The following is a 20474-nucleotide window of genomic DNA, read 5'->3' as shown; positions in this document are numbered from 1 at the left end:
ACCCATCCAAACTATGGATCATCCCTGCGCATGTCAACCGCCCGACATACGGCCACATCAACGATCATCGTTGACAGTTCGTTGGGTAATTAAAGAAACTGGCGGCACCGCCGCTAACCCCGTCGAGGAGAGCTGATGCCGTACCGCCCGCCGTTGGTGCCCTACGAGACCTTCGTCGCCGACCCACCCGATCTGCCGGTGCGTGCTCCCGGCGAGAGCGGTCCGGCCGTGGTGAGCCGGGCCGAGGTCGCCGGCACCGACGCGTACGGCGCGACCGTCAAGGCGGTGCTGGCCGACGGGGTGACGGCGGTGGTCCGCGTCGACGCGGCCGGCGACGGCGTGATCCGGGTACGCCTGGCCGAGGACCCCCAGGCCCGCAGCCGGTCGGCCCGACTGATGCCGTTGGTGCACCCCGGCACCCACCCGGCCACCGTCGCCGTCGAGGACCAGCGGATCCGCGTCGACGCCGGAGCGGTGATCGCCGAGATCCGGCTCGACCCGTGGCACATCCGGTTCCTGCGTCCCGACGGCTCGCTGCTGTTGGAGCAGGATCCGGGCACGGTCGACATCAGCGGCCGGCAGCGCACCCTGCCGTTCGGGCACTCCACCACCGACGGTGTCCGTGTCGCCTGGCACGAGAGTTTCCTCGCCCCCGGCGACGAACGTTTCGTCGGCTTCGGCGAGAAGTTCACCCCACTGGACAAGCGTGGCCAGCGGGCCCTGATGTGGAACTTCGACGCCTTCGGCAGCGAATCCGACCGGTCGCACAAGAACGTCCCGTTCTACCTGTCCAACCGTGGCTACGGAGTCCTGGTCGACAGCGGGATGCCGGTGCAGTTCGACGTCTGCCAGTCCACCCACAGCGCGGTGCAGATCCTCGTCCCCGACGACCTGCTCGACTACTACGTGCTGGCCGGACCGACCCCCGCCGAGGTGCTCGACCGGCTGCACCGGTTGACCGGCAAGCCGTACCTGCCGCCGCGCTGGGCCTTCGGCACCTGGGTCTCCTCGGGTTTCTACCCGGACAGTCAGGAACGGGTGCTGGAGCGGGCCCGGCGCATCCGGGAACGCGACATTCCGTGCGACGTGCTGCACCTGGACTGCTACTGGCAGGTCGCCGGCAGCTGGTCGGACCTGCGCTGGGACGCCGAGGCGTTCCCCGACCCGGCCGGGATGCTGCGGACCCTGACCGAGCAGGGCTTCCGGGTCTGCCTCTGGATGAACCCCTACCTGATGACGGGCAGCCCCCTGTACGCCGAGGCCGACGCGGCCGGGTACTTCCTGCGCCGCGCCGACGGCAGCACCTACGTCGCCGACGTGTGGCACGGCAGCTACCCCGCCTCGGCCATCGTGGACCTGACCAACCCGGAGGCGGTCGACTGGTTCACCGGGCTGCTACGGCCTCTGCTGCGGCAGGGGGTGGCGGTGTTCAAGACCGACTTCGCCGAGGGGGTGCCCGCCGACGCGGTGGCCCACAACGGGATGACCGGCGTCGAGCTGCACAACGTCTACGCCCTGCTGTTCAACGACGTGGTCGCCGGGGTCACCGAGGAGGTGGCCGGTCACCGGGCGGTGTGGGCACGCTCGTCGTATCTGGGTGGGCAGCGGCACAGCGCGCAGTGGAGTGGCGACGTCAACGCCACCTGGCCGGCGTTGGCCAGCACGCTGCGGGGCGGCCTGTCGCACGGACTGTCGGGGGTGCCGTTCTGGAGCCACGACACCGGCGGCTTCCACGGCACTCCCGAGCCCGACCTCTACGTACGCTGGTCGCAGTTCGGGGCGCTGTCGCCGCTGGTGCGGCTGCACGGCACCACCAGCCGACTGCCGTGGGACTTCCCGGCCGAGGCGGAACGACTCGCGGTGGCCGCCCTGCGGCTGCGTTACCGGCTGATGCCGTACCTCTGGTCGGCGGCGGTGCAGGCGGCCCGCACCGGCGTACCGATGATGCGGGCCCTGCTCGTCGACACGCCGCAGGATCCGACGGCCTGGACCACCGAGTTGCAGTACCGCCTCGGCTCGGATCTGCTGGTCGCGCCGATCATCGACGCGTCCGGGGAGCGGGACGTGTACCTGCCCGTCGGCGACGACTGGTTCGACGCCGCCACCGGTGAGCTGCATCCGGGCGGCCGGCACCTACGGGTGCGGTCGCCGCTGGAGCGGCTGCCGTTGTACGTTCGTCGGGGCGCGCTGTTGCCGCTGGTCGAGCCCGGGGCCACCGTCGGCGACGGGCCCTTCCCACCGGTGACCCTGGTCAGTTGGGGCGCGGTGGACGGACGTACGGTGGTGCACGACGTGGACGCAGACACGATCATCGAGGCAGTCCGCGACGGCGACGAGTTGCGGATCCAGACCCGGGGCCCAGTGCTGGTGGGGCAGCTGGCGCTCGCGGGGGTCGGCGATGCCGACCGACCGGCCCGGTCACTGCTCAACGGTGCGGCGGTGACCGTCGTGCCCTTCACGGGGTTCTTCCCCGCGCAGGGTTGACCGTCCGCGCGACGCCCGACTGGACGGAGTCGGGCGTCGCGCGGACGGGGCCGCCCCACGCGATGGGTCAGCCCTTCACCGCTCCGGTGATCACGCCCTTGGTGAAGTGACGCTGCACGAACGGGTAGATGATCACGGCCGGGATGACCGTCACCACCACCACCGCCATCTTGACCGCGAGCGTCGGCGGGTACGCGGTCACCCCGGGCAGGTTCACCGTCGCGCCGGAGACGTTCGGTGACTGCCCGGCGAGGATGTAGCTCTGCAACACCCGCTGGATCGGGAACTTGTCGTTGGAGTCGATGTAGAGCACCGCGTTGAAGTACACGTTCCAGTAGCCGACCGCGTAGAAGAGCCCGACCACGGCGATCACCGCCTTGGACAGCGGCAGCACGATCCGGGTGAGGATCCGCAGCTCCCCCGCGCCGTCGATGCGGGCGCTGTCGAGCAGTTCGGACGGCACGTTCATGAAGAACGCGCGGATCACCACCAGGTTGAACACGCTGATCGCGCTGGGCAGGATCAGCGACCAGATGCTGTCCTTCAGGCCCAGCCCGGTCACCACCAGGTAGCTCGGCACCAGTCCGGGGAAGATCAGGAACGTCAGCAGGAAGTAGAACAGCAGGCCACGGTGGGCCACCGAGCCCGGCCGGGACAGCCCGTACGCGGCCAGCACGGTGAGCACCAGGCTGACCGTGGTGCCGACCACGGTGACCAGGGTGCTGATCCACACCGCCCGGGTCACGTCGCCGCCGCTGAAGATGGTGATGTACGCCGACGGGTCGAACTCCCGGGGGATCATCACCATGCCGCCCGCGTCGTCGATGGTGCCTCGGGAGGCGAGGCTGGTGACCAGCACCGCCCAGAGCGGCACCAGCACCGCCGCGACCAGCAGGGTGAGCACGATCCCCTTGCCGATGGTCAGGGGTGTCGACGGGCTGCCCGCCCATATCGGCCGATCGGGGTGGCGACGTCGACGCGGTGGCGCGGGTGGCCCCGCCGTGGTCGGTGCCGTGGGCACCGGTCCGGCGCCACTGAGTTGAGCGGTCATGATTTCGAGTACACCCCCTGTTCGCCGAGCCGGTGCGCGACCTTGTTCGCGGTGAGGATCAGCGCCAGCCCGACCGCCGCCTTGAACAGGCCCGCCGCCGCGCCGAGCCCCCACTGCTGGGTGCTGATCGCCTGGTAGTAGACGAAGGTGTCGAGCACCTCGGCGGCCTCCCGGCCGACCGCCTCCCGTTGCAGGATGAACTGCTCGAAGCCGACCGACAGCGCGTCACCGAGCCGCATGATGAGCAGCAGCACGATCACCGGCCGCAGTCCGGGCAGGGTGATGTGCCACAGCCGACGCCACCGGCCCGCGCCGTCGGCCGCCGCCGCCTCGTACAGGTTCTGGTCGATCGCGGACAGCGCGGCCAGGAAGACGATGGCGCCCCAGCCGAGGTCCTTCCACACCGCCTCGGCGGTGACCAGCACGATGAAGGTGTCCGGGTTGGTCATGATGTTCCACGGCTCGTAGCCGGCCTGGCGCATCTCCTGGGCCAGCAGCCCGGCTCCGCCGAGCATCTGCACGAAGAACGTCACCACCAGCACCCAGCTGAAGAAGTGCGGCAGGTAGACCACGCTCTGCACGAAACCGCGCACCCGCCCGGAGACGACGCTGTTGAGCAGGATCGCCAACATGATCGGCAGCGGGAAGAAGAACACCAGCTGGAACGCGGTGATGCTCAGGGTGTTGCGTACCGCGTCCCAGAACAGTGGGTCGCGGAAGAGCGCCTCGAAGTTGCCGAAGCCGATCCACTCGCTGTTGAGGAACGCCTCGAGGGGGTTGTCACCGACGAACGGGTTGTAGTCCTGGAAGGCGATGATGTTGCCGAGCGTCGGCAGGTAGTGGAAGACCAGCAGCAGCGCCGCCGCCGGCGCGGCCATCGCCAGCAGCGGCCAGTCGCGGCGCAGCCGGGACCGCAGGCTGCGCCGGCGACCCCGCCGGGGACGCCGCGGCGACGGCGTACGCCCGGCGGGTGGTCGGGTGTCGACGGTGTCGGTGGCGCTCATGCCGGCTCCCGGTCGGTCGGCGGCACGTCTACCTGCTCATTCATCGGCCGTTGTCGGCGAGCGCCTTCTCGTGGAACGCGCGGCCCTCCTCGCCGCCGGTGTCGAGGAACTCCTTGCGTACCTGGGCCAGGTCGCTGACCGGGCGACGACCGCGCAGGATGTCGCGGAGCTTGTCGTCGGTCGGCTGGATGATCTTCGACCAGTTCGCCGGCAGTTCCAGCTTGATCCCGGCGAACAGGTCCTTCTCCATCTGGTCGATGTGCTTGCGGTAGTAGCCCAGGTAGTCCTGCACGAAGTTGGGGGTGTCGCCGCTGCGCACCTTGACCGGCACCCGGCCGCCGATGTGGGTGTACTGCGCGCCCAGCTCGGCGCGTCCCCGCTCGGTCAGCGTCGGCGTGCCGTCGGCGCCCCGGGTGAAGTGCTGTCCCTCCACGCCGTACTCGCGTAGTTCGAACTCGCGGCTGCCGAACGGGGCGGCGCACCAGTTGAGCACCCGCAGCACCTCGTCGACCCGCTCGGCGGACAGGTCCTTCTTCAGGAAGGTGTAGAAGACCGGCTTCTCGCTGCCCCAGATGACCGGCTGGGCGCCCTGCGCGCCGAAGACCGGCAGCGGCTGCATGTTGAAGGTGGGCAGTTCCTTGGACCGTTCGCTCTGCATGCCCTGCCAGGCGCCGAGCCCGTCCCGGTACATCAGGATCTTCCCGGAGTTGAACAGCTGCTTCTCGTCGGCGCCCTTGCTGGCCACCGTGTCCGGGTGCACCAGGCCCTCGGCGAACAGCCGGGCGGTGAACTCCAACGCCGCCTCGAACGCCGGATCCTCGAACTTGTGCTCCAGGCCGCCGTCGGGCTTCTTGCGCCAGGTCTGGTGGCAGCCGAAGTACTGCTGGACCATCTCGAAGACGCTGCCGAAGGCCCACACGCCCTTGGCCGGGTCGGTGGCCTTCTTGCCGAACTCGTACAGCTCCTCGGGGCTGGTGGGGGCGGCCATCCCGGCGGCGTCGAGCAGGTCCTTGCGGTAGAACATGGCCCACGCGAACGGGCCGTCGGTGGGGAACGGCACGGCGTAGAGCCGCCCACCCCAGACCGAGTACTCCCAGGCGCCGGTGGGCAGCGCCGCCAGGTACGGGTACTTCGCCGCGTTGTCGCCCTGGAGGTGGTCGGTCAGGTCGGTGAACAGCGCCTTGACCGCGTCGGAGAACCGGGCGACCTTGTCCACCTCCCAGTTCGGCGCGGACAGCAGCTCCGGCACGTCGCGGGCGCCGAGCATGGCGTTGAGTTTGTCGGCGTAGGTCAGGCCGTCCTGCAGGCTCGGGTTGACCTCCACGCCGAGTTTGCCGTTGACCGCGCTCAGGTAGGAGTTGCGTCCCAGCGGCGGCGGGGTCGGGCCCCACCACGGGCTCATCGTCTGGATCGGCGGGCCGCCCCGGCCGGGCTGCTCGGTGATCGCGTCGACCAGCTCGGTCGGATAGCTCAGGTAGCCGTCCGGGATCGGGCCCTCGCCTGGGATGTCCGGCTTGAGCAGTTCGGCCCGCTGGTAGGTGGGCAGCACCGCCTTGATGGCGTCGGCGCTGGTGGCGCTGCCCTGGCTGCCGGCTTCCTTGCTGCAACCGGCCAGGGCGCCGCCGCCCATGGTCGCGGCCGCGCCGAGGCCGAGCAGCCGCAGCATGGTCCGTCGGTCGGTGGATGCGCTCGGCAGGGAAGGCTTCACGGCGCACTCCCTTCGTCATCGGTATCGGTTTGCGGAGCCGGAGGCTCAGGCTAGGATTAGTTGGGGTTCTAGCCGAACAAACTAATCGACGGCTATCCGTCCCACAAGACAGGCGGGCGGCCTGGTCAGTCCCGCCAGCGCGGTACGCGAAGATGGACGCGCGCCGCGCGACACCGGCGCAGGGAGCGGGCAGAACGTGATCAGCATCCACAACGAACCGCAGCCGAGCGACCTCGGTGACGTACGCGTCGCCAACCGGGCGGTGGTGCTGCGGCACGTACGTCTGCACTCCCCCTGCTCCCGCGCGGACATCGCGGCCCGGACCGGGCTGAACAAGGCCACCGTCTCCAGCCTGGTGACCGAGCTGATCGACCAACGGCTGCTCCGCGAGACCGGGCTCACCGAGAACCGGGTCGGTCGACCCGCCACCATGCTGGTGCTCGACGGTGAGCCGTACGCCGCCCTGGGCCTTCAGATCGGCGCCGACGAACTGGTGGCCGTCGCCGTCGACCTCGGCGGCAACCGGCTGCTCACCTGGCGGCGGGCCTTCGCCGCCACCACCGTCTCCCCCACCGAGACGCTGCGCGCCCTGGCCGCGCTCGCCCGGCGGGCCGTCGGCCGGGTCACCGCCCAGGGGCGCACCGTGCTGGGTCTCACCGTCGGCGTGCCGGGGCTGGTCGACCCCTCCGGCGCGGTGCCGCTGGCCAGCGCCCTGGGTTGGCGGGACGTGCCGGTCGCGGCGCAGCTACGGACCATCCTGCGGGAGCCGGAGTTCACCGTCGCCGTCGACAGTGTCGCCAACCTCGCCGTCCTCGCCGAGCAGCGCCACGGTGGCCACGCGGGCAGCTCGGACCTGGTGCACCTGACCGGTGGGCTCACCGTCGGCGCCGGCATCATCGCCGCCGGGCGACTGCTGCGCGGCGGTCGCGGCTTCGCCGGGGAGATCGCGCACCTGCCGCTCGACCCGGCCGGGCCGTCCTGCGCCTGCGGCCACCACGGCTGCCTGTCCGCCCTGGTCGGGCTACCCGCCGTGGTACGTCGACTGCTGCCCGACGCGGAGGCCGACGGCCCGGTCACCGACTACCTGCCGGAGCTGACCCGGATCGTGGCGCTCGCCCGTCAGGACGACCCGGTCGTGTGCGGCGGCCTGGCCGAGATCGGCCGCCACCTCGGCCGGGGCGTCGCCGTCCTGGCCGACCTGCTCAACCCGGAGACGGTCGTGCTCGGCGACCACTTCGCCGCGCTGGCGCCGTGGCTGCTGCCGGCCGCCCGGTCGGAGTTGGCCGCCCGGGCCCACGCCCCGGGCGCGGGCGGCTGCCGCCTGGAGGCCTCCACCCTGGACACCGCCGGCGCCCTCGGCGGCGCCACCGCCGCCCTGGCCACCGTCGAGGCCGGACGCCTGCCCGCCGGCTGACCGGCGGACACCCGCTGCGGTCGATGCCCGCTCGGCCGGTCGGAGTCTTGACCCGACCCGCCGCGAGTGCCAACCTCGACGTGAGCCGCTCCACACGGGCACCTGGGGCGGCTTGATTTCCACGGTTTGTCGAAGCGCTTCGCCAGCGTCCGGGCCGACGACCGTCACCCCACCACGACCTGTGAGGCCGCCCGGCCATCCGCCGTCGAAGCGCTTCGACCCCCGGCGCGCGCCGGGCACGGGAAGGCGAACCACCATGACCGACCGCACCACCACCACCGCCATCCGGGAGCGGGTCGACGACCTGCTCACCCGACTCACCCTGCCCGAGAAGATCGGGCTGCTGCACCAGTGGCAGGCACCCGTCCCCCGCCTCGGCCTGCCCGGCTTCCGCACCGGCACCGAGGCGCTGCACGGCGTCGCCTGGCTCGGCGCGGCCACCGTCTTCCCCCAGGCCATCGGCCTGGCCAGCAGTTGGAACCCCGACCTGATCCGCGCCGTCGGCGCCGCCGTCGGCGACGAGGTACGCGCCAAACACCAGGCCGACCCGCACCAGGTCGGCCTCAACGTGTGGGCACCGGTGGTCAACCCGCTGCGCGACCCACGCTGGGGACGCAACGAGGAAGGCTGGTCGGAGGATCCGTGGCTGACCGGGCGGCTCGCCACCGCCTACGCCCAGGGGCTCCGCGGTGAGCACCCCGAACGGCTGCGGACCGCCCCCACGGTCAAACACTTCCTCGGCTACAACAACGAGACCGACCGGGCCACCACCTCCAGCAACCTGCCACCCCGGGTGCTGCACGAGTACGAACTACCGGCGTTCCGCGCCCCCATCGCCGCCGACGCGGCGGTCGCCGCGATGGCCTCGTACAACCTGGTCGACGGGGTGCCGGCACACCTGAGCCCACTGATCGACGACGAACTGCGCCGGTGGGCGCCCGGCGAGGTGCTGGTCGTCGGCGACGCGGGCGCGGTCAGCAACATCGCCGGAGTGCAGGGCCACCTGCCCGACGACGTCAGCGGATTCGCCGCCGCGCTGCGTGCCGGCATCGACAGCTTCACCGAGCACGACGCCGACAGCGCCCCCACCCGCCGATACCTGACCGAAGCCCTGGACCGGGGGCTGATCACCGAGGCGGACGTGGACCGGGCGGTCCGGCGGGCGCTCACCATCCGGTTGCGGCTCGGTGACCTGGACCCACCACACACCGACCCGTACGCCACCGTCGGCCCAGAGGTGATCAACTGCGCGGCGCACCAGAACCTGGCCCGGGAAGCCGCCCGACAGTCGATCGTGCTGCTGAGCAACCAAGGGTTGCTGCCACTGCCGTCCGACCTGCGCGTCGCCGTGCTCGGCCCGCTCGCCGACATCGTGCACACCGACTGGTACAGCGGCACCCTGCCGTACGCGGTCAGCGTCAGTGACGGGTTGGCGCAGCGGCTGCCGCAGGTCACCAGCCACCCCGGCACCGACCGGATCGGGTTGCGGGTGGGCGACCGGCACGTGGGCTGCCCCGACGACGCCGACGGTGGGCCACTTCGTGTCGGGGAGGCAGTCGCCTGCTTCGACGTGTTCGACTGGGGTCGGGACACGGTGGCGTTGCGGGCCGCCGGCAACGGCCGCCACGTCGGCGTCGACGACGACGGCACACTGGTCAACGACCGGCCCGGCCCCGGCGGCTGGGTGGTCCGGGAGACCTTCCAGTTCGACCCGCTGCCCGACGGCACCGTGTTGCTGCGTCACCTGGCCACCGACCGGTACGTCACCGTCGACGACGACGGCCTGCTGCGCGTCGACGGCGACGACCGGCAGGCCGGCACCCCCTTCGACATCGACGTGGTCGTCGACGGCGCGGCACGGGCCGCCGAACTGGCCGCCGCCGCCGACGTGGCGGTGGTGACGCTGGGCAACCACCCGATGGTCAACGGTCGGGAGACCGAGGACCGGCTCGACCTGTCCCTGCCGGCCCGGCAGGAGGCGATGCTGCGCGCCGTGCACGCCGCCAACCCGCGCACCGTGCTGGTGGTCACCAGCAGCTACCCGTACGCCATCGGGTGGGCGCGGGAGCACCTGCCGGCGGTGCTCTGGTCCTCCCACGGCGGGCAGGAACACGGCCACGCCCTGGCCGAGGTGCTGCTCGGCGACGCCGAGCCCGGCGGCCGGCTCACCCAGACCTGGTACGCCGACGCCGCCGAACTGCCGGACCTGCTCGACTACGACGTGATCGGCGCGGACTCCACCTACCTGTACTACCGGGGCGAACCGTTGTACCCGTTCGGGCACGGACTGTCCTACGCCGACTTCGACTACCGCGACCTACGGCTGAACGCCACATCGGTGAGTGTCGGCGAGGATGTCGAGGTGAGTGTGGACGTCGTCAACACCGGTGACCGCCCCGGCGTGGAGGTGGTGCAGCTCTACACCCGACAGCGGCGTTCCCGGGTCAAACAGCCGCTGCGGCAACTGCGCGACGCTACCCGGGTCGTCCTCGCCGCCGGTGAACGGCGCACCGTCACGCTGCGGCTGCGCAGCGCCGAGCTGGGCTGGTGGGACGCCGAGCGGGGCCGCACCGTGGTGGAGGAGGCCACCCACACCGTGCTGGTCGGGCGTTCCGCGACCGACATCCGGCTGGTCGGCGCCCTCGCCGTACGCGGTGAGTCACCGGCCCACCCGAGCCGGCCGCACGCGGTGAGCGGGGTCCGGTGAGCGGGCGGGGCCGGGTGCCGTCCGGTCAACCCACCATCTCCGACGTGGCCCGGCACGCCGGTGTCGCGGTGAGCACCGTGTCGTACGTGCTCAGCGGCAAACGGGCCATCTCCGAGGTGACCCGCAACCGGGTGCTGGCCAGCGTCCGGCTGCTCGGCTACCACCCCAACGCGGGTGCGCGGGCCCTGGCCAGCCGACGCGCCAACGTGATCGCGTTGGTGCTGCCGCTGCGCTCGGGCATCCAGGTGCCGGTGGTGATGCAGTTCGCCACGGCGGTGGTGACCTCCGCCCGCAGCCACGACCACGACGTGCTGCTGCTGACCTCCGACGAGGGCCCGCAGGGGTTGCACCGCATCGCCGCCGGTGCCCTGGTCGACGGGGTGCTGGTGATGGACGTGGAACTGCACGACGTGCGGGTGCCGCTGCTGCGGCAGCTCGGCCGCCCCAGCGTGCTGATCGGGGTGCCCGCCGACACCGACGGACTGACCTGCGTGGACCTGGACTTCCACCGCGCCGGCCAGGTGTGCGTGGAGCACCTGGCGAGCCTCGGTCACCGCCGTATCGCGCTGCTCGGCGCGCCGCAAGCCGTCTACGACCGGGGCACCGGTTTCGCCCACCGCACCCGCGCGGGCGTGGTGGAGGCGGCGACCCGACACGGGGTCGAGGCGGTGACGCTGCCCTGCGAGGAGAACGCCGCCGAGGTGCACCGCCGGGTGGTGGAGCTGTTCGACCGGCAGCCGGAGCTGTCCGCCCTGGTGGTGCAGAACGAGGCCGCGGTGGGCCCGGTGCAGGCGGCGCTGGCCGCGCTGGGTCGACGCGTGCCGGATGACGTGTCGGTGGTGGCCGTCTGCCCCGACCAGTTCGCCGAGCACGCCAACCCGCGCCTGACCTCCGTGCCGGTGCCCGCCGAGGAGATCGGCCGGCAGGCCGTGTCGCTGCTCATGCGGAAGGTACGCGACGAGGCGACCCCGCAGGTGACGTTGTTGGAACCTCAGCTGACCGTGCGCGACAGCACCGCCCCGGCGGTGCTCGACGATCGGACGGCGGCCCGCTGACCGGATGCGCCGGGTTCTCCGGTGGCCCTGCGGTGACCTCGTCGCCGTCGCCGACAGGGCCCACTAGACTGCCGCCTCGATGGACGCCGAGTCGATTTCCGCCCCCGAGACGCGGCCGTGCGCCCACTGTGGGCGTGACGTGCCGCAGCGGGCCGGTGCGGGCCGCCCGTTCCGGTACTGCCGGGACAACGACGGCGCCTGCCAGCGGGCCTCCCGCAACAGCCGGATGCGTCACCGCAACGCCCCGGGCCTGCCCGGTCAGGTGGCGCGCACCTGGGAGGCCGTGGATCGGCTCGACCAGATCGTGGCGACGCTGACCGAGGCGTTGCACGCCGAGTTGTCCCCGGCCGGGGTGCAGCGGCAGCTGTCGCAGCTACGCGCGGAGGCCGCCGGGGAGGTCGCGGCGGCGCAGGCCGAACGCGACGAGGCGGTGCGGGCCGCCGAGGACGCCGTGGCGCAGGCCGAACGGCAGCGCCGGCGCTGCGAGGCGGCGACCGTCGAGCGGGACGCCGCTCGTGTCGAGGTCACCCGGGCGGGCGCGCAGGTGACCGCCGCCGAGCAGCGGGCGCAGGACGCCGAGACGGCCCGGGACGAGGCGCTGCGGGAGGCGGCGGCGGCGCAGGCGTTGCGGTCGCAGGCCGAGGCCGACCGGGACGCCGCCCGCAGTCAGTTGGCCGCGCTGCGCGCCGACCTGGCCGCCGAGCAGCGCCGCAGCGGCGAGGTGGCCGCGGATCGTGACGCCGCACGCGTCGACGCCGAGCGGGCCGCCGACGCCGCAGCGGCGGCGCTGGCCGAGGTCGAGCGGCTGCGGGGTGAGCTGGCGCAGGCGCGGGCCGACGCCGACGCCGCCCGCGTCGACGCCGAGAAGGCCCGCGCGGAAGCCGACCAGGCCCGGGTGGACGCTGAACGGTCCCGGGCGGACACGGCCTCGGCGCGCGTCGAGGCCGAGCGGGCGGAGCAGGCACGTCGGCTGGCCGAGGCCGACCGGGACCGGGCGCGGGCGCAGGCCCACCAGGCCGGGGAGCAGCAGGCCGCCGTCACCGCCCGCGCGGACCGGTTGGACGACGAGTTGGCCGGCGTACGCGCAACGCTCGGCGCCGCGCAGCGCCAGGTGACCGAGCTGACCGTACGCCTGCGTGCCGTCGAGGCCGACCGCGACGACGCCCGTGAGCAGGTGGCGCAGCTCGCCGCGAAGGTCGCCGACCTGGCCACCGCCCTGACCCACTCCACCCCCTGACCAGGACCTCGCGAACCTCGGGTGGGTGGGCGAGGATGGGGGTATGGGGATGACGTATGAGCGCATCGATGGGCGGCTACGGGAGTTCATCGAGGCGCAGCCGATGTTCTTCACCGCGACCGCGCCATTGGCCGGTGACGGCACGGTCAACCTCTCACCCAAGGGCCCAGCCGTAGCTTTCAGCGAAAAATCAACGCTAAGAAGTTGATCTAGGCGAGTGGGGCGGCGTGGCCCTCTGCGGACCGCCGACCCCAACGCAGCATGTGGCCGGCACCCACCCCCCGGGTGCCGGCCACATGCTGCGCGTCGTTGACGGTGGTGCGGCAGAGGTGGCACCGGGCCGTCGACGCGCGACCCCTTCGCCTTGTGCATCGATCGGGCGTGGTGGTGAGTGACGGTCCGGCGTCGGCGAGTGCGAATGCGGGCAGGACTTGGCGCAGGGGTGTCCGAGAATCGACCGTTTCCCGAACAAGATCAAAAAGTAGATCGGCGATCGGTCAGGGCTGTCCAACAAACCTGTCCAGAAACCGGGCGTGTCCAAGAATCCGCCGCAGCGTTTGTTGGGCACCATGGATGGCATGACCACCCCCACGCCCGTTCCGGTGGACCTTCTCGCGCCCGCTCCGCTTGCCGGGGTGCTCGTCGGCTACGGCCGGGTGTCGACCCGCGAGCAGAACCTCGCCCGCCAGGAGGCCGCGCTGACTGCGGCCGGCTGCGCGCGCTGCTTCTTCGACAAGGCCTCGGGCAAGAACGCCGACCGGCCGGAGCTGGCCCGGATGTTCGACTACGCCCGGCCCGGTGATGCCCTGACCGTGGTGTCGCTGGATCGGCTCGGCCGGTCCCTGGAGGACCTGATCGGCATCGTGGGTCGACTCAAGCGCCAGGGGGTGGGGTTCCTGTCGCTGCACGAGAAGCTGGACACCACCACCGCCGGCGGCATGTTCGTCTTCCACGTCTTCGCCGCCCTGGCCGAGTTCATCCGCACGATCATCGTGGCCAACACCAACGAGGGCCTGGCCGCCGCCCGCGCCCGCGGCCAGCGCTTGGGCCGGCCACCGGCGATGACCCCGGAGAAGCTCGCCTACGCCCGCCAGTTGCTCACCGAGCCGGACCGGTCCATCAGCGCCATCGCCAAGCTCGTCGGCGTCTCGCGCAGCACCATATACAAGGCACTGCCCGAACTGCTGCCACCGCAGTTAGCGCAGCCGCGCCTCGCCGCCCAGATCGCCGCCCTGCCCGACGACACCCGGCCCGCGCCCGACCTCGCCCTGTACGATCCTCTGCTCAGCACCTCTCCGCGTGGCCGAGGCGGGCCCCACGCTGGGCAGTGAGCGCTGAGAAGCCGCGGCGGTCGGCTGTCATGATCGGCACGTTCTTGCCCAGGGGACGTGAGATTGCCGGGTGGCGGCGTCACTGCGTCGACATGCCCCTGCAAGGGAAATTGGCGCACATAGACGCATGAGTCGGAGATACTCTCTTCGTCTTTAATTCTCGTGCGTCTCCAGGCAGGGAGCGGACCTCCAAGTCATGCAAATGGCAGACAGCGAATCGTCAGCCATTGACGGCGGCGACTGACAGTGCTTGGGTGAATTCGACTAGTCATCATCACGGCCATGCGCATTTGCCATCCGTAGCGAGGATCGGAGAATCGCATGAGGCGATCGACGGCGGCCGTGATGACGGTCGCCCTCGGGCTGTCCACTATCGCGGTGGCCAGTCCGGCATGGGCGAACCCGTCGGGCTGCTCCCAGGGCAACCCGGTGATTTCCCAGAGCGGCGGCTACATGACTGCCTACAACGACGCGTACTGCTCCACGTCCGCGACCCGCACCTTCCGCATCGAGATCAAGAGGAACGTGAGCGTTCTGCCCGACCCGGTGGTGTCCAGTTACGACGACCACTACACGGGCACCGTCTACTACGCTGAGACCAGCAGCTGCGACGGCGGACGGACCGCGAACTACTACGGTCGTTCATTTTTCACCTCTCACCCGACCTATGAGGACACCGGCAACCTTCAGGTGACCACGTGCTGATCCTGACGCATTCGGGGGGCCCGCGATGGATGACCCAGTCATCGGACACGGACTGGCGCAGCGGTACGGGAAGCGGAATGTGTTTCGCAATCTCGACGTCGTGGTTCCGTGCGGGGTGACGGTTCTGTTGGGCCCGAACGGGGCCGGGAAGACGACACTGCTGCACACCATCGTGGGTCTCAAGCGTCCGGTGGCGGGGAACCTTCACGTTCTCGGTCGTGATGTGCTGCGCCGCGGCGGTCTTCGGGCCGTCGCGGCGCGAATCGGTTTCCTGCCACAGACGGTGTCACACTACCCCGGCTACACCGTCCGGGATTTCGTCGGCTACGCCGCTTGGCTTAAGGGCGTACCGGAGCGAGACATCGGCGTGAAGGTGGACCGGGCGCTGCGGTTGATGAATCTGTCCGGGCGGGCCGCCTCACGCATGGGCAGCTTGTCAGGCGGGCTGCTGCGCCGGGCCGGTATCGCGCAGGCGATCGTGCACGAGCCGGCGCTGCTCATTCTCGACGAGCCGGCGGCCGGTCTCGATCCTCAGCAGCGCATCGAGCTGCGTCGTGTCCTGCGGAAGGTTGCCGACACGGCCGCCGTGCTGGTCAGTACGCACGTGGTGGACGACGCCCAGCACGTCGCGGACACCCTGATCGTGCTCAACGAGGGTTCGGTGGTGTTCACCGGGACGGTGGCCGGGCTGGAAGGCCTTGCCAGGACAGGAACGGACGGGGACAGCGATCTGGAGCGCGGCTATCTGGCCGCGCTGCGGCAGCCGGCGGTGCGCGCGTGACCCCGGTCCGCATCGAGCTGCGCCGAGGGCCGGGCTTGTGGAGCCTGCCTGTCCTGGTAGGGATCGGCGTGTTCATGGCCCGCGCCCAGATGAGCGCGGACAATGTCTGGTCGTACGCCACCGGCGCGGTGACGAGCGCCCCGGTGCTGATGGCTCCGCTGGCCGTGGGTGTTGCCGCCTGGGCGGGAGGCCGCTCGCAGCGCCGCGCCGCACGCCACGCCTGGCTGCTGGCGGGCCGCGATCCGGCGCAGGCGCCGCTGGTCGAGGCCGGCGTGCTGGCGGCATGCGCCACCGTGGCCTACGCCCTGGTCGCGATGGTGACGCTGGTGCCCACGGCGGCGACCGCGACGTGGGGTGGCCCGTTCTGGTGGTGGCTGGCCTCGGCCGGGGTCGGCTTCACCGCCGCCATCTGTGTCGCCTACGGCGTGGGCGTGCTGCTGCCAGGTCGGTTCACCCCGTTCATCGCCGCGCTGGTCACTTACCTGGCCACCACCTGGAACCTCGGGCAGTACGGCACCTGGTACGCGATGTTCCCGTTCACCGTCGAGCTGATCCCACCGTTCAGCGCACCGCATGCTCCGACCATGCGCGGCCAGATGCTGTGGTTCACCGGCCTGGCGCTGCTGGCCCTGGCCCTGGCCGCCGTCAAGGTGCGCTCCTCGGCCCGAGTGGTGATCCCGGCAGTCGGGGCGTCCCTGGCCTTGGCCGTCAGCGGCGCCGCGATCGTCATCGGCGAGAACGGCCGCTACGTCGACGTGAACCGCCACATCGTCTGGTCCTGCTCCGGCAGCTCACCCCAGGTGTGCATCCATCCCGCTTTCGCCAACAGCTTCTCGCCGATCAGTCAGCGGGCGCAGGCGATCACCCAGCGCCTAGCCGCCACACCATTCGCCATTAGCCGGGTGGAACAGCGCCCCCGAGGCGTGGGCGGCCTACCCACACCAGGCGCGATCGCCTACGCCCTCGACGCCCCCACCGTCGAGCACTACGACCGCGCGAGCCTCGACATCGCCATCGCCGCCCTCGGCGTCGACTCATGCGCCCACGGGCCTCGACGGGACAACACCGCTCACGCCATGGCGCAACTCGTCGTGGCGTGGGCCGTCGGCGACGACAACCTGTTCACACCACGCACCCCCGACCAGCAGCAGGCCAAAGTGAACTTCCTCAGTCTGCCCCTGAGAAACCAGCAGCAGTGGCTCACCGCCCACGCCGGCGCCGTGCGTACCTGCTCCCTGGCCCCGCAGTCGTTCACATGATCGGCCCCCGACTACTCCTGAAGTCCCGACGAGCGGCGCCCCTGCTGCTGGCCCTCATCACCGTCGCAGTCGTCGCCCGCGAGCTCGCAGGCCAACACCTGTTCATCGGCGCCAGCGAGCCGATCCCGCTACCCTGGGCCGCCGTTCTGCCCGCGATCACCGCCTACCTCACCACCGCCGCAGCGTGGTCGGCGCTGCCGATGCAGGAACACCTCGCCGTGCGCCGCGTCGACCTGTACGACCTGCTCTACCTGGCCGCGGCCGTCCTCATCGGCGCCGCATTGGTCGCCTGGGCAGCCCAGCCGCTCACCGGCACCATCACCGAACCCGGCGCGCTACGCAACTACCTGGGCCTGCTCGGCTACTCCCTGCTCGGAGCCGCCGCCTTCCGCCTCAGCATGGGCTGGATGGTCCCGATCACGGCCTTCGGCATCGGTTTGGTCGTCGCGGGCACCGGCACCGACCTTCCGCCGCTGGACTGGCCAGCCCGCAGCGACACAGACCCGGCATCCTGGGCCGTCAGCACCGCGCTCCTGCTCACCGGACTGGCAGCCTTCGCCAGCCCCACGCGCCGACGCGCCTCAGCGTTGCATGCGGCGCGCGTCGAACTCGAGTAGAGGATCCGGTCGAGACCTCAACCGTCGACGTTGCCCGCCCGCGCAGTATGACCGCAACCCCCGCCGGCAACGGCGGCTACCCGGGGCCGGCTCAGGCGAACTCCGCCGGACCGGGTAGGCGCAGCGGCCGGTAGCCGTCGGCGTCGAGCTGGGCGAGTTCGCCGTCGATGTCCACGGAGTGGGTGCCGTAGAAGTGCACATTGGCGTGGTGGGTGGGCCAGATGTGGGCGAGGACCTCGTCGTCGACCTGGCGGCCGCCGGTGCGCAGCGCGCCGACGGCGAGGCCGTGGTATTCGGTGGACCAGCAGACGATGGCGTTGGTGGCCAGGGTCAGGCACCACATCTGCTCGGTCTGCTGCTCGTGGTGCCGGCGGCGGATCGCCCCCTCCCCGGCGTAGGCCAGGGAGCGGCGCAGGGCGTGCAGGTTTTCGCCCTTGTTCAACTGCCGGGCGATCCTGCGCCGGTAGGTCTCGTCAGCCAAGTACCGGGCCGCGTACACGGTGCGGCGCAGCGCCCCGTACTCCTTGATCGCCGAGGTGAGGGCGTTCTGCTGCCGCTTCGACGAGCACAGCTTCCCGACCACCAGGGCGGCGGTGGCATGCCCGCCCTGCACCGAGGCGGCGACCCGCAGCAGGTCGTCCCACATGCTGACGATGAGGTCGGTGTTCAGCCGGCGGGTCAGCAGCGGGCCCGACCGCGGATACCGGGCCAGGACGTCGGCCTTCGCGCCCGTGCGGTAGAGGGTGATCTTCCCCAGGTCGCGGATGCGCGGCGAGAGCTGCTTGCCGACCAGGTCGAACAGGGCGAAGTTGGCCAGGGTGGCGCCGTGGGTGTCGGTGGCGTGCTCGAACGTCGGCAGGTCCGTGGCGTTGCCCAGCAGCCCGTCCAGGACGTAGTGCGACTCCGGGGCGGTGGCCACGATGACCTTCGTGTCGAACGTCGAATGCTGATCGGAGACGTGGGTGTAGGTCGACACGCCCTGCCCGCGGGCGAAATACCGCGACAGGTGCCGCGCGGTGATGGACTTGCCCTTCACGGGAAACCGCTGCCCGTCGGATGACGACAGCGCCCCCGACCCGAACGCCCGGGTCAACGGCAGCCGGTGATGGTAGTTCACCACCGCGGCGTTGGCCGCCTCCAGAGTCTCGGGTCGGAAGTACCACTCGGCGGTCCACGCGAGGACGTCGTACGGTACGCCGCAGGACTCGGCCATCGCGGACAGGCCCATGTTGGTGGCCTCGGCGATGATCACATACAGCAGGTTGCGCTTGAGCTCCGCCGGCCGGTTCACCTTCCCGCCCGCGTGCACCAGATGGTCGGTGAACCCGGTCCGCGCGTCGACCTCCACCAGCACCGACGCGAGAGGTAGGTGGGGCAGCATCGCGGCCAGCTCGGCGCGTAGCGCGTCGGCTTCGGCCGGTACGTCCTCGGCCGTCAACGGCGGGATGATCAGCTCCCCGTCGTCGGTGAGCCGCACCTCGCCCGGATCGCCCTTGGCCAGCTGGGTCTCCAGGTCGGCCAGGGCGGTATGCAGCTCCTCGTCGGCCTGTGCGAGGGCGTCGGCGGCGGGGGCCGGCTTGCCGACCAGGTGGCAGAACTCGGTGCGCTGCGGCGCCCACGCCTCAGCGGTCAGCAGGAACGACGCCGGGTCGGCGTACCGCCGCGACCCTGGCACGAACACATCACCGGAGCGCAGCCCATCGCGCAGGCCAATCAGCACCGCGATCTCCCAGTAGTGCCGATACTCGGTCACGTTCCCGGCCTCCGCCGCAGCGGCCAGGTACCCGGCCCACCTCGTGGGCACGAACCCCACCGGCGCCCCGGCCGGCACCTTCCGGGTCCCGGTCGCGTACAACTCCGCCAGCACCGCCACCGCCTGCAAGAGCTGCTCGGTGCCCGGCCCGCCGGCAAACCGCACCGCCGCCAGCACAGCCGGGGCGAACTGGCGCAGGTAGGTCATCGAGGCGTGCATCATCGCCAAATGCCCGTGATCACGCGGCAGCCGCTCACGCCGCTCGGTCCAGGCCGCGCGCATCCGCTCCATCCCGATCCGGCCGCGCAGCAGCCCACCGATCTGCTCATCACCCACTCCTGGGTCGAGCACGATGGTCAGGATTTCGTCGAGCAGGGCCTGCCGGTTCTCCCCACCCTTAGCGCGCTCCGCCAGGGCCTCGACGACCTTCTGCCGCGCGGCCGACTCACGTCCGGAGACGGCCTGGTCGAACAGAAGCAACGTCTCATCGAGGACATCAACGGCGGACTGGGCGAGCAGGGTCAACAGGATCGGATACCGCCGCTCCGGCTCGCGGCGCTGCAACGCCTGCCCGGTCAGCCGCCGCCCCACGCCCGCCAGGAACCGGCGACGCTCGGTCGGCAGCATCGACAAGTCCAGGGTGCGCGCGTCCAGGCGGCGCAGGTAGGCCAGCTTCTCCAACTCCGCCTTCACCGCCATCGGACTCGACGACGTCGGCCCCACCCCCAACCAGGCGAGAGGGGTGCGCCCGAGGTAGGCGTCGGGCACCAGCAGCAGGTCCAGCTCCGCCCGGCGACGGTCGGTCAGCAGATGCGCCACCCGCGTCCACGTCTCCGCCCGCGCCCGGGCCCGCGCCGTGGCCACGTGCTCCAGCAGGTGCACCACACCGGGCCGCACCACTCGCGACGAGATCAGATACTCACAGGCCAGCCGGAACAGCAGCTTCGGCGAGTCGTGCTCCATCGCCCGCGCGAACAGGAACTCGTCCAGGTCCTTCCACTCGGCGGTGTCCATCGCCCGCCACCCGCAGTACGCCACCACCTGCCGCAGATGATCCGTGCGGGTCTGCTCCCGCTCCCCGTAGCCGCGCAACTCGCCCATCGGCACACCCAGCCGCTGCGACAACCGGCCCACCACCGCCGCCGGCGCCGAGACCACCTCGTCCGGCACGAACCCCAACCACGGCAGCGTGCACAACTGCACCGCCGCGCCCAGCACGTTGCGGCCGGTCCGGAACTTCCGCAGGAACGCCTCGTCCGGGCCGGTCACCGTGAAGTAGCGGATCAACTCAGCCCGCGTGACCTCCGGGAACCCCCGAAGCCGCGCCAGCTCCTCCTCGGAGAACACATCCCGAGTCGCCACCCACCA

Annotated in this window: 14 protein-coding genes and 1 pseudogene; 11 read left to right on the top strand and 4 right to left on the bottom strand. The window is 71.3% G+C overall.

All coding sequences use genetic code 11. The features are described 5' to 3' along the window. The first annotated feature begins 135 nt into the window (after positions 1–135). Positions 136–2484, top strand: coding sequence for a TIM-barrel domain-containing protein (locus ACLQ2S_RS09550; RefSeq protein WP_425701530.1), 2349 nt, complete (start codon positions 136–138; stop codon positions 2482–2484). A 67-nt stretch (positions 2485–2551) separates the two neighbouring features. On the opposite strand, the gene ACLQ2S_RS09545 is transcribed toward ACLQ2S_RS09550, so the two are convergent. Genes ACLQ2S_RS09545 through ACLQ2S_RS09535 form a run of 3 tightly spaced genes read right to left on the bottom strand, consistent with a single transcriptional unit; the run spans position 2552 to position 6247 of the window. Next, a complete protein-coding gene (locus tag ACLQ2S_RS09545; protein WP_155216328.1) occupies positions 2552–3535 on the bottom strand; it encodes a carbohydrate ABC transporter permease in 984 nt (327 codons plus the stop codon). Further along, positions 3532–4539: an ABC transporter permease gene (locus tag ACLQ2S_RS09540; protein WP_155216330.1), complete on the bottom strand. Its 1008-nt coding sequence runs from the start codon at positions 4537–4539 to the stop codon at positions 3532–3534. Before ACLQ2S_RS09540 ends, ACLQ2S_RS09545 begins: the two co-directional genes overlap by 4 nt. A gap of 40 nt (positions 4540–4579) precedes the next feature. Then, positions 4580–6247, bottom strand: a complete 1668-nt coding sequence (locus ACLQ2S_RS09535; protein WP_309222953.1) for an extracellular solute-binding protein — start codon at positions 6245–6247, stop codon at positions 4580–4582. A gap of 196 nt (positions 6248–6443) precedes the next feature. On the opposite strand from ACLQ2S_RS09535, the gene ACLQ2S_RS09530 reads away from it, so the two are divergent. From ACLQ2S_RS09530 to ACLQ2S_RS09485, 10 genes and pseudogenes are all read left to right on the top strand, one after another. After that, positions 6444–7661 carry an ROK family transcriptional regulator gene (locus ACLQ2S_RS09530; protein WP_309222954.1) on the top strand — a complete coding sequence of 406 codons (1218 nt, stop codon included), beginning with the start codon at positions 6444–6446 and terminating at the stop codon, positions 7659–7661. A gap of 256 nt (positions 7662–7917) precedes the next feature. Next, positions 7918–10368, top strand: a complete 2451-nt coding sequence (locus tag ACLQ2S_RS09525; RefSeq protein WP_425701529.1) for a glycoside hydrolase family 3 C-terminal domain-containing protein — start codon at positions 7918–7920, stop codon at positions 10366–10368. Further along, positions 10365–11423, top strand: coding sequence for a LacI family DNA-binding transcriptional regulator (locus tag ACLQ2S_RS09520; protein ID WP_309222955.1), 1059 nt, complete (start codon positions 10365–10367; stop codon positions 11421–11423). Before ACLQ2S_RS09525 ends, ACLQ2S_RS09520 begins: the two co-directional genes overlap by 4 nt. A gap of 79 nt (positions 11424–11502) precedes the next feature. Beyond that, positions 11503–12660, top strand: a complete 1158-nt coding sequence (locus ACLQ2S_RS09515) for a hypothetical protein (RefSeq protein WP_155216335.1) — start codon at positions 11503–11505, stop codon at positions 12658–12660. A 43-nt stretch (positions 12661–12703) separates the two neighbouring features. Next, a pseudogene (locus ACLQ2S_RS09510) lies at positions 12704–12844 on the top strand (pyridoxamine 5'-phosphate oxidase family protein); the annotation flags it as partial. Positions 12845–13238: 394 nt separating this feature from the next. Then, the gene (locus ACLQ2S_RS09505; RefSeq protein WP_375335315.1) at positions 13239–13991 is read left to right on the top strand and encodes a recombinase family protein; all 753 of its coding nucleotides are present in this window, start codon (positions 13239–13241) and stop codon (positions 13989–13991) included. Between the two features lie 345 nt (positions 13992–14336). Then, the gene (locus tag ACLQ2S_RS09500) at positions 14337–14696 is read left to right on the top strand and encodes a hypothetical protein (RefSeq protein WP_230462425.1); all 360 of its coding nucleotides are present in this window, start codon (positions 14337–14339) and stop codon (positions 14694–14696) included. 25 nt (positions 14697–14721) lie between these two features. After that, positions 14722–15477, top strand: coding sequence for an ATP-binding cassette domain-containing protein (locus tag ACLQ2S_RS09495; protein WP_155216339.1), 756 nt, complete (start codon positions 14722–14724; stop codon positions 15475–15477). Next, positions 15474–16736 (top strand): hypothetical protein, encoded by a 1263-nt coding sequence (locus ACLQ2S_RS09490; protein WP_155216341.1) that lies wholly within the window; start codon positions 15474–15476, stop codon positions 16734–16736. Before ACLQ2S_RS09495 ends, ACLQ2S_RS09490 begins: the two co-directional genes overlap by 4 nt. Beyond that, entirely contained in the window at positions 16733–17353 is a 621-nt protein-coding gene (locus ACLQ2S_RS09485) for a hypothetical protein (RefSeq protein WP_155216343.1), read from the top strand. Before ACLQ2S_RS09490 ends, ACLQ2S_RS09485 begins: the two co-directional genes overlap by 4 nt. A gap of 91 nt (positions 17354–17444) precedes the next feature. On the opposite strand, the gene ACLQ2S_RS09480 is transcribed toward ACLQ2S_RS09485, so the two are convergent. Next, positions 17445–20468 (bottom strand): Tn3 family transposase, encoded by a 3024-nt coding sequence (locus ACLQ2S_RS09480; RefSeq protein ID WP_425701528.1) that lies wholly within the window; start codon positions 20466–20468, stop codon positions 17445–17447. Between the last annotated feature and the right edge of the window lie 6 nt (positions 20469–20474).

The sequence above is a fragment of the Micromonospora sp. DT48 genome (assembly GCF_049844495.1).
Lineage (GTDB): Bacteria > Actinomycetota > Actinomycetes > Mycobacteriales > Micromonosporaceae > Micromonospora.
This window is presented reverse-complemented; position numbering and strand designations above follow the sequence as displayed.